The organism is Nocardia sp. NPDC055029 (assembly GCF_053608525.1).
In genome coordinates this window covers 237,636-248,467 of sequence record NZ_JBSGVQ010000002.1, presented here as the reverse complement: position 1 = coordinate 248,467, position 10,832 = coordinate 237,636, and the positions used below count along the sequence as shown (strand labels likewise).

At 69.5% G+C, this 10,832-nt stretch carries 12 protein-coding genes; 3 read left to right on the top strand and 9 right to left on the bottom strand.

Translation table 11 applies throughout. The annotated features are described in order from the left end of the window. Nucleotides 1-16: 16 nt before the first annotated feature. Both fdxA and ACWF9G_RS03085 read right to left on the bottom strand, forming a co-directional pair. Nucleotides 17-352, bottom strand: coding sequence for a ferredoxin (gene fdxA / locus ACWF9G_RS03090; protein WP_452513280.1), 336 nt, complete (start codon nucleotides 350-352; stop codon nucleotides 17-19). Nucleotides 353-475: 123 nt separating this feature from the next. Further along, nucleotides 476-1,543, bottom strand: coding sequence for an NAD(P)/FAD-dependent oxidoreductase (locus tag ACWF9G_RS03085; protein ID WP_452513278.1), 1,068 nt, complete (start codon nucleotides 1,541-1,543; stop codon nucleotides 476-478). Between the two features lie 178 nt (nucleotides 1,544-1,721). Between ACWF9G_RS03085 and ACWF9G_RS03080 the strand changes: the two genes are divergently transcribed. Continuing rightward, nucleotides 1,722-3,869, top strand: coding sequence for a molybdopterin oxidoreductase family protein (locus tag ACWF9G_RS03080; protein ID WP_452513276.1), 2,148 nt, complete (start codon nucleotides 1,722-1,724; stop codon nucleotides 3,867-3,869). Between the two features lie 21 nt (nucleotides 3,870-3,890). On the opposite strand, the gene ACWF9G_RS03075 is transcribed toward ACWF9G_RS03080, so the two are convergent. Together ACWF9G_RS03075 and ACWF9G_RS03070 are read right to left on the bottom strand one after the other, a co-directional pair. After that, nucleotides 3,891-4,922 (bottom strand): fused (3R)-hydroxyacyl-ACP dehydratase subunits HadA/HadB, encoded by a 1,032-nt coding sequence (locus ACWF9G_RS03075; RefSeq protein ID WP_452513274.1) that lies wholly within the window; start codon nucleotides 4,920-4,922, stop codon nucleotides 3,891-3,893. Between the two features lie 146 nt (nucleotides 4,923-5,068). Continuing rightward, nucleotides 5,069-5,542, bottom strand: a complete 474-nt coding sequence (locus tag ACWF9G_RS03070; RefSeq protein ID WP_452513272.1) for a winged helix-turn-helix transcriptional regulator — start codon at nucleotides 5,540-5,542, stop codon at nucleotides 5,069-5,071. Between the two features lie 53 nt (nucleotides 5,543-5,595). Here ACWF9G_RS03070 and ACWF9G_RS03065 point away from each other — a divergent pair, with 53 nt between their 5' ends. Both ACWF9G_RS03065 and ACWF9G_RS03060 read left to right on the top strand, forming a co-directional pair. Then, the gene (locus ACWF9G_RS03065; protein WP_452513270.1) at nucleotides 5,596-6,399 is read left to right on the top strand and encodes an acyl-CoA thioesterase; all 804 of its coding nucleotides are present in this window, start codon (nucleotides 5,596-5,598) and stop codon (nucleotides 6,397-6,399) included. Between the two features lie 16 nt (nucleotides 6,400-6,415). Continuing rightward, on the top strand, nucleotides 6,416-7,846 hold the full coding sequence (locus ACWF9G_RS03060) for an MFS transporter (RefSeq protein ID WP_452513269.1): 1,431 nt from the start codon (nucleotides 6,416-6,418) through the stop codon (nucleotides 7,844-7,846). Here ACWF9G_RS03060 and ACWF9G_RS03055 read toward each other — a convergent pair whose 3' ends face one another. The 5 genes from ACWF9G_RS03055 to ACWF9G_RS03035 form a co-directional block, all read right to left on the bottom strand. Further along, a complete protein-coding gene (locus tag ACWF9G_RS03055) occupies nucleotides 7,847-8,209 on the bottom strand; it encodes a VOC family protein (RefSeq protein WP_452513268.1) in 363 nt (120 codons plus the stop codon). 78 nt (nucleotides 8,210-8,287) lie between these two features. Then, nucleotides 8,288-8,788: a hypothetical protein gene (locus ACWF9G_RS03050; RefSeq protein WP_452513266.1), complete on the bottom strand. Its 501-nt coding sequence runs from the start codon at nucleotides 8,786-8,788 to the stop codon at nucleotides 8,288-8,290. After that, nucleotides 8,785-9,198, bottom strand: a complete 414-nt coding sequence (locus ACWF9G_RS03045) for an NUDIX hydrolase (RefSeq protein ID WP_379305982.1) — start codon at nucleotides 9,196-9,198, stop codon at nucleotides 8,785-8,787. Before ACWF9G_RS03045 ends, ACWF9G_RS03050 begins: the two co-directional genes overlap by 4 nt. 19 nt (nucleotides 9,199-9,217) lie before the next feature. Continuing rightward, nucleotides 9,218-9,697, bottom strand: coding sequence for a carboxymuconolactone decarboxylase family protein (locus tag ACWF9G_RS03040; protein ID WP_452513264.1), 480 nt, complete (start codon nucleotides 9,695-9,697; stop codon nucleotides 9,218-9,220). Next, nucleotides 9,694-10,773 (bottom strand): NAD(P)H-dependent amine dehydrogenase family protein, encoded by a 1,080-nt coding sequence (locus ACWF9G_RS03035; protein ID WP_452513262.1) that lies wholly within the window; start codon nucleotides 10,771-10,773, stop codon nucleotides 9,694-9,696. Before ACWF9G_RS03035 ends, ACWF9G_RS03040 begins: the two co-directional genes overlap by 4 nt. Between the last annotated feature and the right edge of the window lie 59 nt (nucleotides 10,774-10,832).

Sequence of the window (10,832 nt, the reverse complement as noted above, 5' to 3'; positions counted from 1 at the left end):
TGGTATGTGCGGGCGTTCACGGCTGGAACGCCCGCACGTACGGCGTGTCGACGCCGAGCTGTCCGACGCCCGTCGCGCCGCCCGGCTGACCGAGCGCTGTCGCTCTGCCCGGCAGCGGGTCGGCGAAGAAGCGGGCGTTCTCGATGGCGAACTGCTCCTGGCCTTCGGGAATGTCGTCTTCGTAGTGGATCGCCTCGACCGGGCACACCGGTTCGCACGCACCGCAATCGATGCACTCGTCGGGCTGGATGTAGGCCATCCGATTGCCGACGAAGATGCAGTCGATCGGGCATTCCTCGATGCAGGCCCGATCCAGGACATCGACGCAGTCGGCACCGATCACGAACGTCACGCTGTTCTCCTCCACCATCGCCTGCCCGCTGCAACGGGATGTCACCGAGCCTGGTGGGTGTTCGCGCCGGCGGGTAGTGGGCAATCACCCACCACCCCATAACTTCTCGTTATGACCCGGTGTTCAGAGTCCGGTCGACGCGCCGAATTTCGCAGTGCGGGAGGCCAGTTCCTTCAGCACGGCCGCGGTACGGCCGCCGAGGTGGGCCTTGCGCAGCGTGTCGTCGGTGCGGGTGAACTGCAAGATCGCCGCGTGCCGGCCGAGGGTGACGGCGCGGCCGGTGTAGGGGCCCAGGGTGAACGGTTTCGGGTCGCGGCCCCTGCTCAGGCGAGCCAGGGCGTTGGCCGCGTATATGCCCTGGGGGCTGGCGGTGTAGCAGGATTGGCGGGCCCCGGGGACGGCGGCGCAGTCGCCGATCGCGAAGACCCGCTCGTCGTCGACGCTGCGCAGGTAGTCGTCGACGACGGCGCGGCCGCTGGGATCGACGCGCAGACCGCTGCGGGCGGCCAGGTCGGGAGTGCTGCCGATGATCGCCCAGAGAGTCAGGTCGGAGGTGAGTACCCGGCCCGATGCGAGATGGACGACGGTGCCCGTCACGGACGCGTCGACCTCGGCCACGCTGTCGTCGATGATCTCGACACCCTGCTGCCGCAACAGCTCACGGATGCGCTCGTGCGCGGTGTGGGTGAACGATCCCGCCACGGTGGCGCCGATCAACCGCACCCGCAGATCGGGCCTGGTCTCGGCCACCTCGGCCGCCGTCTCGATACCGGTCGCGCCGCCGCCGACAACGGTGACGATGCCGCCCTCCTGCAGTGCGCTCAGTTCCAGACGGGCCTGCTCCGCGCCTTCCCAGATGCCGACCGGGACGGTGCCCGGCAGCGGGGACACCGTGCTGCCGACGGCCAGCACCGCGTAGTCGAAGCCGATGACCTGCCCGTCGGTGAGCGCCACGCTCCCGTCGCCCACCTTGTCGACGGTCCCGACCCGCCAGTCGATCCCGTCCCGCAGCACCGACCCCAACGGTGTCGCGACACCGCGGGTTCCGGCGACCTGCTGATGCAACCGCACCCGTTCGACGAACTCCGGTCGCTGGTTGAGCACCGTGATCTCGGTGGACTTCGCCCTCTTGGCGAGCCGGTTCGCTGCCATCGTGCCCGCGTACCCGGCGCCGACTACCACTACCTTCATTGTCCGACCTCCTCCTCGACCGACTCGTCGGACATAAGACGCCGCCGCACCGGATCCTGTGACAGGTGTGTCGCAGAACATGGACGGCCGAAGACGAAATCTCCGACCGTGGGCGGATCTGCGGGCGGGTGGGCCGGGATAGCGTGGGGCGAGCGGTTCGGCGAAAGGCGGGGAAACGGTGGACAGCAGGACGATTGCGCGGCAGTGCACACTGTGCGAGGCGCACTGCGGGATTCTGGTGACGGTCGAGGGCGACCAGGTCGCACGCATCGAAGGCAATCCCGACGACGTGCTGTCCAAGGGCTACATCTGCCCGAAAGCCACCGCGATGGGCGGACTGCACCACGATCCCGACCGGTTGCGCACTCCGGTCCGCCGGGTCGGTGACACTTTCGAACCGATCGGCTGGGACGAGGCGTTCAGCGAGATCGGGCACCGATTGCGGGCGGTGCGGTCGGCGCACGGCCCCAGCGCGATCGGGATGTACATGGGCAACCCCGCCGCGCACAGTTCCTCGGTGATCTACGGCGCCCTGCTGCGCGCGGCGCTGCTGACGCGCAACTTCTTCTCCGCCTCCTCGATCGACCAGTTCCCGCAGGAATTCGTCGCGTGGCGGATGTTCGGCGCCAACGTGCTCATGCCGGTGACCGATATCGACCGCACCGATCGGCTCGTGGTGCTCGGCGCCAACCCGGCCGTGTCCAACGGGTCGATCACCACCATGCCCGGGGCGAAGCTGCGCATCAAGGAGGTCAGGAAACGCGGCGGCACCGTCGTCGTGATCGACCCGCGGCGCACCGAAACCGCGCGGTTGGCCGACGAGCACGTGGCGGTGCGGCCCGGTGGCGACGTCTACCTGCTGCTGGCGATGCTGCACGTGCTGGTCACCGAGGGACTGTGCGACGAGCGGGCGGTGCGCGCGCAATGCGCCGGCTGGGACCAGCTGGCCGAGCTGGTCGCGACGACATCACCGGAGCGGATGGCGGCCGACGCAGGCGTCGACGCCGACACCATCCGGCGCCTGGCCCGCGACCACGCGGCGGCGCCCTCGGCGGTGCTCTACGCGCGGATCGGGGTGTGCCTGCAGGTCACGGGCACGCTCACACACTGGCTGGTGAACACGATCAACGCCGTCACCGGCAACCTCGACCGCGCGGGCGGCCAGATGTTCGCGACCCCGCCGGTCGATGCCCCCCGCTACGGCAAATACCTGCCGATGGGCTACGGGGCGTGGACCGACCGGTCCGGCACCCACAAGTCCTTCCGCAGCGAGTTGCCGGTGACGGTGCTGGCCGAGGACATCCTCGCCGAAGGATCGGACCGGATCAGGGCGATGATCACCTACGCGGGCAACCCGGTGCTGTCCACACCGCAGGGCGGGCGGCTCGACGCCGCACTGGCATCACTGGACTTCTACGTCGCCGTCGACATGTACATCACCGAGACCACCCGGCACGCCGACATCATCCTGCCGCCGATCTCACCGCTGGAGCGCGAAGAGATCAACCTGCTGTTCCCGGTGTTCAGCGTGCGCAACAACGCCCGATTCGACGCCGCCGTCTTCGAACCACCCGCCGACGGACTCGAGGACTGGCAGATCCTGGCGCGCCTGGTCACCGAACTGGTGCCGCTGCCCGCGCGGCGGCTCACCGGTCGCGCGCTGACCGGCGTCTTCGACCTGTTCAGCCCGATGCGCTTGACCGCCGCGGCCATCGCGGCAGGACCCTACGGTGTGCTGCGACGCGGCCGGAAAGGTCTGACGGCCACCAGGATTCGGGCCAGCGTCGGCGGTGTCGACCTGGGTCCGCTGGTGCCACGGTTGCGTGAGCTGATCGGGACGAAGGACCGCTTGGTGCAGCTCGCGCCACCGGAGTTCCTGGCCGCCGTGCGCGAGGTCATCGACGCCGCCGACACGGCGACGGCGCCCGGCTACGACCTGCAACTCATCGGCCGCCGCCACCTGCGCAGCAACAACTCGTGGCTGCACAACATCCCGTCGATGATGAAGGGACGCGACCGCTGCACCGTGCTCATGCACCCCGGCGACGCCACCGAACGCGGCCTCACCGACGGTGACCAGGTGACCGTCGAGTCCACGGTCGGTTCGATCGTCGTGCCGGTGGAGATCAGCGACGACATCCGCGCCGGCGTGGTCGCGATCCCGCACGGCTGGGGTCATCACGAACCCGGTGTCGGCTGGACCGTGGCCGCCGCCCAGCCGGGCGCCAATGTCAACCTGCTGCACGATCCCGGCCGCACCGACCCGTTCTCCGGCGCGGCGGCGGTCAACAACACCTGGGTGCGGGTGAGCCCGGTCGCGGGGTGAACCGGGCTCACCGCGGCGCACTCAGCGGAAACGCAGGGTGGTGGTCGCCAGGCCGAAGATCTTGCGGCCGCCGGACTTGGCGACGATCGCGATCACCGCGGTCCTGGTCTCGGGGTCGAGCGACTTCACCCGGCCGGTGTACTCGATCTCGCCACCCTGGCTGTCGACGATCGTGTAGTTCGACAGGCGCACGCCGTAGCGGGTGACCGCGCCCGGGTCGCCGGACCAGGTGGAGACGAAACCCGCGCCCAGCCCCATGGTGAGCATGCCGTGCGCGATCACGTCGGGCAGGCCGGCCAGGCGGGCGATGCTCTCGTCCCAGTGGATCGGGTTGCCGTCACCGGAGACACCCGCGTAGTTGACGAGGTCGCCGCGCGACAGGCGCGCGTCGCGGATCGGGAGTTCGGCACCGACGGTCAACTCGTCGAAGGACAGGGTCGTGCCCGGAACGCGCGCCACGCCGCCGGCCGAGAGCCGGATCTCGCCTTCCGGGCGCAGCGGTGTCTCGCCCGCGTGCTGAGCGTCGCCGTTGCCGAACACCTTGACGCCGTGCACCATCACGTTCTCGACGGCGCGCGTGATCTCGGGGTCGACGCCGTCGCCGGTGATCCCGACGACCGTGGTGTGCATGATGTGCACGGTCTCGCCGGCTTCGTCGGCGAAGGTGTTGGTGACGGTGATCAGATCCTTGCCCGCGATCCGTCGCACCGAGGACAGCTCGACATCGACGACGAGCCGGTCGCCCGCGACGATCGGCTTGTGCTGCTCGAAGACCTGCTCGGTCTGCACGAACATGTCGTAGCCGACCACCACCTGCTCGAACAGCAGGCGATTGGCGGCCATCGCCGGGATGGAGACGAACGTCAGCGGGGCGACCAGGCCCGGGTAGCCGAGAGCGGCCGCCGCGTCGTCCTCCCAGTGCGCGGGGTGGAAGTCCTGCACCGCGCGGGCGTATTCGCGGATTTTCTCGCGGCCGACCTCGTAGACGTCATCGACCCGGTAGTAGTGCCCTACCTTCGACGCGAGATCAGGGGCATCGACCACGGAAGTCACTTTTGGATCACCTTCGTTCGGGGAACGGACACCCGGCAGGCTAGCGGAATCACGGCCGCACCGCGCACACCTTGGCACACTTCACAGCCGCGTCTCGCGCGGTCCTCGCCCGATGCGCGGCCCGGCCGAATCGGACGAGCAGTTCGTCAGCGGGACGGGAGCAGCGAGATCTCGCCGGCACCGGGACCGTCGACCGGGGTCAGATCCCGGCCGAGGACGGGTTCCCCGCAGTGCGAGCACACTGGTTCGACGGTGGCGACGTGCCCGCAGCCGCGGTGCACGGCCACCACCGGGGCTCCGTTGGGTGCGGCCCATTCGTCGCCCCACTGCCGCATCGCTGTCACCACCTGCCACAGCGAACGGCCCTTGGTCGTGAGCCGGTAGTCGTAGCGGACCGGGTTGTCCTGGTAGGGCTCCTTGGTCATGATCCCGTGTTCGACCAGGCCGTCCAGGCGCTGGGTGAGGACATTGCGGGCGATGCCGAGGCGTTCGCGGAACTCGTCGAAGCGGGTCACCCCGAACAGCGCGTCGCGCACGATCAGCAGCGTCCACCATTCACCGACCACTTCCAGGCATTGGGCCAGGGAGCAGTTCATGTCCTCGAAGCTGGTGCGTCGCATACCCCGAGCATAGTCGGTTGCATGAAAGAACTCACCCGTCTATCTTGAGTTGCATGATGAAACTCACTGGGCGGCTCGGTGCCGAATTCAGCCTCACCGCCACCGGATCGGGGCGTTGGCACGCCGACGTCGACGATTCCTGGCGCGGCTGGACCGGCCCACACGGCGGCACACTCGCAGGCCTGCTGATCGAGACCGCGCAGCGGGCGAGCACCCGCGACTACCCGGTGCGCGCCGCCGACGTGCGATTCCTCGGCCGCCCCGCCACCGGCTCGTTCACCCTGAGTGCCACCGAGCACACCGTCGGGCGCAGTACGACGATCCTCGACGTCCTGGCCGCACAGAACGGCACACCGGTCGCCGCGGCCACCGTCACCCTCGGCGCCACCGCCGCCACCGGGACCGGCGCGCACACCGCCCGCCCCGCGCCGGTTGTCACCGCACCACAGGACTGCGCGCCGTTCCAGCTCCCGCCCGAGATCGTCCCGGTCGGAGCGCATTTCGTGATCCGGCCCGCCGCGGGTCCGCTGCCGCTCAGCGGTGCGGACGAGGCGATGATGTGCGCCTGGATCGGCCTCGATCCGGCACTGACGATCGACGCACCGAGCCTGGCCGTGCTCGCCGACGCGCTGCCGCCCGGCCTGTTCCCGCTGCTCACCGCGCCCGTCGCGGTGCCAACCGTCACGCTGTCGTTGCAACTGCACGCCGACCTCGCCGGTATCGGCGCCGCGCCGGTGCTGGTGCGCGCCGCGAATGTCAGCACCGGGGACGGCTGGTCTGTCGACGACACCGACATCTGGGACCGCGACGGCGTCCTGCTCGCCACCGCCCGCCAAACCCGCCGTGTCCTCGGCTGATCGGGAGTCTGCCCGCATGAATTCCGTTGCCGCCGAGCGCGCCACCGATCCCCGGGTGGTCCTCGCCGTGGTCTCGACCGGCGTCCTGCTGTCGAGCCTTGACCTGTTCATCGTCAATGTCGCCATGCCCGCCATGGCCACCGACCTGGGTGCCGGGCTCACCGCGTTGTCCTGGGTGCTCAACCTGTACGCGATCGTGTTCGCCGCCCTGCTGGTGCCCGCCGGTCGCCTCGGCGACCGCAACGGCAATCGCGCGACCTTCCTGGCCGGGCTCGCGGTGTTCGTGCTCGGTTCGGCGCTGTGCTCGGTCGCGTGGAATGTGGAGTCGCTCGTCGGTTTCCGCATTGTCCAGGCCGTCGGGTGTGCGTTGCTGACGCCGTCCTCGCTGGCCTTGGTCCTGGCCGCGACGCCACCGGAGCGGCGGGCTGGCGCGGTCCGGCTGTGGGTCGCGTTCGGTGGTCTCGGCGCCGCGCTCGGGCCGGTGATCGGCGGTCTGCTCGTCGAACTCGATTGGCGCTGGGTGTTTCTGGTGAATGTGCCGATCGGTGTGGTGGCCTTGGTCATCGGTGTGCGTACACTGCCGCGTCCACCCGCCGAGCACGGTCCGCTGCCCGATCTGCTGGGTGCGGTGGCGTTGATCGGTGCGGTCGGGTCGTCCATCCTGGCCGTGGTCCAGGGGCCCGAATGGGGCTGGACGTCGCCCGGTGTCCTGGCCGCGTTCGCGGTCGCCGTCGGCCTCGGCGTGGTGTTCGCCGTGTCCTCGGCGCGCCACCACAGCCCGGTGGTGGATCCCGCGTTGTTACGTGCCCCGAATTTCAGTCTGGCGGCGGCGAATTCGCTCGTGTTCCAGATCGCGTTCGCGGGGATGTTGCTGTCGGTCACGCTGTGGGCGCAGAACGTGTGGGGATGGTCGGCCCTGCAGACCGGCGCGGCGATCGCGCCGGGACCGCTGGTCGTGCCGTTCGTTGCCGTCGCCGCGGGCAAACTCATCAACCGCATCGGCAGCGGCCCCGTGATCGCCGCGGGCGGGCTGGCCTTCGGCGGTGGCCTGCTGTGGTGGGCGCGCGCAGCCGAACTCGCGCCGGACTACGTATCCGGCATGCTCGGCGGCATGCTGCTCACCGGCCTCGGTGTCGGCCTGACGCTGCCCACCGCGTTCGCGGCAGGCGCGGGAACCCTTCCGCCACAACGCTTCGCGACCGGCACCGCGGTATTGAGCATGGCCCGCCAGCTCGGTCTCGCGGTCGGCGTGGCGATCCTTGTCGCCCTGCTCGGTTCACCCACCACCCCGGCGGCCACTCTCGAGGCCTTCCAGCGCGCCTGGTACGTCACCGCCGCCGTCGCCATCCTGGCGGGCCTCATCGGCCTCGGCATCCGCCCGACGACCCCGGCCCCGCAACCGGTCGATCAGCGAGAACCCGGCCTGATACCGCAACCGAATCCGTAGCTACTGGTGCTGGGCGATCATGACCTGGTGGTCGTCGGGGTCGGTGGCCGTGAAGTAGGTGCCCCACGGTTCGGTGCTCACTTCGCTGACATCGACCCCCTCCGCGGCCAGCTGGGCTCTGGTGGCGTAGGGGTCGCAGGAGAAATGCAGGTAGGCGCCCTCGCCGGGACGTTTGTCGAACGCCGCCGCAGCGGACAGGACGATCGAGGTCTGACCACCCGGTGGAAGGACCTCGATCCACCGCGCACCGGGGAACATCTCCACGTCGCGCACGAGGTCGAAACCCAGCTGCTGAACATAGAACTTCAGCGATGCCGCCTGGTCGGCGACGTACATCACCGCGTGGCTGACGTGCGTGATCACAAGCAGACCTCCCTGACATCCGACACTGTGATCGTCACGGTACCGCCGCGGCGGCACACCCTCGCGGACCCGCGAAGATCAGATCTGCCGCACCCAAGCGAGGAAGAACACGGCGCCCGCGGCGGTGAGCACGACGGCGGCGGGAATCACCCACCAGGACCCGGCTCGGCCCAGGACGGTGCGAGTCAATCGGAGTTGCAGGTGGCCGAGCAAGGCGACGATACCGAGAAACACGGGGGCAATCACGAGGCTGACCGCCGCGTGCACCACCCACGCGCCTGCCAAAGTGGGGCCACCCCAGGATGTTTCGTAGTCACTCGCGGCGACCAGGGGATAGGCGAGCCCGCGGACCAGGCCGAGCATGGTGAGCATCATCAGGAACCAGGCGACGATCCCGACCCCGGCCGACAGCGCGGAGTGCGACACGCAACGCAGCGCCGAGACCCCCTGCGCGGAGACCGGCTCGTGCAGCAGCCGCCGGGGAACGCGCAATCGGGTGCGGACCGGAGTCAGGGCCAACGGCAGGGCGAGCAGGCCGTACGCGATGGTCCGCCAGATACCGCCGCCCCGGCCGGTCATCGTAGGGAACCCGCTGCGGCGAGGTCGTCGAAGAGGAGCTGGTCGACCGGCGGCACCAGATCCCGGTCGTGGTAGCCGAACCAGGCCAGGGCGTCGATCTCGCTGCTCGCGGTGAGCACACCGCGGTACTCGGCGGTGTAGCACGCCATCCGGACGACGGTGGCGTGGCCGTCGGCGATCGCGGCCTCGTAGGTGCCCACGTGGACGGCGCTGTCGGCGGCCAGGTCGACGGTCAGCTCCTCGGCGACCTCGCGGACCAAGGTCTGCAGGTCGGTTTCGGCGCCTTCCCGTTTGCCGCCGGGAATGAAGAACACGTCCTTGCCCCGGGGCCGGGCGCACAGGATGCGCCCGTCCTCGATCAGTACCCAGGCCACCGTGTCGATCAGCTGCTGTACCGGAGAGTCCACCACGGCCCGCAGCCTATCGCGGTCAGTGACCTGGCAGGACGCAGACGGTATCCAGACCGAGGACCCGGTTGAGGCGGCCGAAGGCGAGCCAGGACCCGATGCTCATGCTCAGCTCGACCAGCTCGGCCTGGGTGTAGTGCTCGAACATCCTGGCCCAGAACTCGTCGTCGAGGCCGTGATGATCGGTGGCGTAGCGTTCGGCGTATTCGGCGGCGAGCCTGGCCCGCTCGTCGAACCGATCGGTGGTGCGCCAGTTCGTCACGGCGTCGGCGAACTCCGGTTCGACCTTGTGCCCGTCGCGTTCGGTGCGCCAGTCCTGACAGAACAGGCACCCGTTGATCTGGGCGATGCGCAGCCGCGCCGCCTCGAACTCACGCAGCCCGAGGGTCGAGTGCTCGTAGACCGACAGCGAGAACGCGGCGGCGGCGACACCGATGCCGGGCACCATCTCGCCCCAGACGTAACCGATCGGGTCCTTGCCCTCGGGAATGTCGATGATCATGGCGATTTCCTTCCGAGTTTGCCGACCGCGGCCCGCAGCGGCACATCGAGTGCGTCGTAGAGTCCCGGTTCGGCGTCGACGAGCCAGTCGATGGCATTGACCAATCGGCCCACCGCCGTGGCGTTTCCGCCCGCGGCCCGGTTGCCGCCTTCGGCGGTGGCCTCGACGCTGACCTCGATGCGAGGCGTGCCCTCGATGATCACCCGGTGCGCGCCGTCGCCGTCCGGAGGCGTCGGCCAGTCCGGCGCGCAACTCGGATGGATGCGGGTGACATGCTCGATCACGATGCGCGGTTCACCGTCGACGATGCCCTGCACCTCGAACCGCACCGCGCCTTGGGTGCCCGCCTCGAACTCACCCATCTGCACCGTCTGCACGGTCGCGTCGAGTGCACGCCGATCCAGGGTCTCGCGGATTTCGTCGAGTTCGACACCGAGCGCCCTGGCCATCAGCCGAATCTGCCCGCCCCACACCATGGTCGGGACCGAGGGCAGCAGCATCGGCGGCTGGTAGTCCATCGGCTGACCCATCCCGACCAGATACCGCACCGAGTCGGGTTGGTCGTAGGTGGAGTAGTCGAAGATCTCCTGGCAGCGCACCACATCCACGGTGGTGGCGAGCCCGCTGATCAACAGCGGCAGCACATCGTTGCCCCAGCCGGGATCGACTCCGGAGACGAACAGCGAACCACCGCCGGCGGCAATGGCTTCCAGTACCGGGTCGCGGATCTCGGCGGGGGCGTTGACCGGGTCGTAGAGCGCGTAGAGAGCCGGGGTCACGACGACGGCGCCCGCGCAGATCGCGCGCACGATGTCGGCGAGCGCGTCATCGGGACGGATGTCGCCGGAGGCCGCGTAGACGACCGCGCGCGGACCCGAAGCGAGCAGTGCGTCGATGTCGGCGGACGCGGGCACCCCTAGTCCGTAGTCGAGTCCGGCGAGTGCACCGGCGTCACGGCCGACCTTGTCGGGGTTGTGCACCAGCACCCCCGTGAGTTCCAGCGCCGGATGGGCAGCCACGGCACGGATGGCCGCTCGGCCGACATTGCCGGTGCCCCAGACGATCGTGGGGATCATCGCGCGAGCGTAGCAAGCGCTTGGTTCGGTGTCCGGGATATCTGGAATCCCGGTTCGGG

Excerpts from the sequence above, each read along its gene's own strand:
- ACWF9G_RS03035 (WP_452513262.1), bottom strand. The coding sequence starts at position 10,773 with ATGATCCCCACGATCGTCTGGGGCACCGGCAATGTCGGCCGAGCGGCC.
- ACWF9G_RS03065 (WP_452513270.1), top strand. The coding sequence starts at position 5,596 with ATGATGAAACTCACTGGGCGGCTCGGTGCCGAATTCAGCCTCACCGCC.
- ACWF9G_RS03050 (WP_452513266.1), bottom strand. The coding sequence starts at position 8,788 with ATGACCGGCCGGGGCGGCGGTATCTGGCGGACCATCGCGTACGGCCTG.
- ACWF9G_RS03070 (WP_452513272.1), bottom strand. The coding sequence starts at position 5,542 with ATGCGACGCACCAGCTTCGAGGACATGAACTGCTCCCTGGCCCAATGC.
- ACWF9G_RS03040 (WP_452513264.1), bottom strand. The coding sequence starts at position 9,697 with ATGATCATCGACATTCCCGAGGGCAAGGACCCGATCGGTTACGTCTGG.
- ACWF9G_RS03060 (WP_452513269.1), top strand. The coding sequence starts at position 6,416 with ATGAATTCCGTTGCCGCCGAGCGCGCCACCGATCCCCGGGTGGTCCTC.
- ACWF9G_RS03085 (WP_452513278.1), bottom strand. The coding sequence starts at position 1,543 with ATGAAGGTAGTGGTAGTCGGCGCCGGGTACGCGGGCACGATGGCAGCG.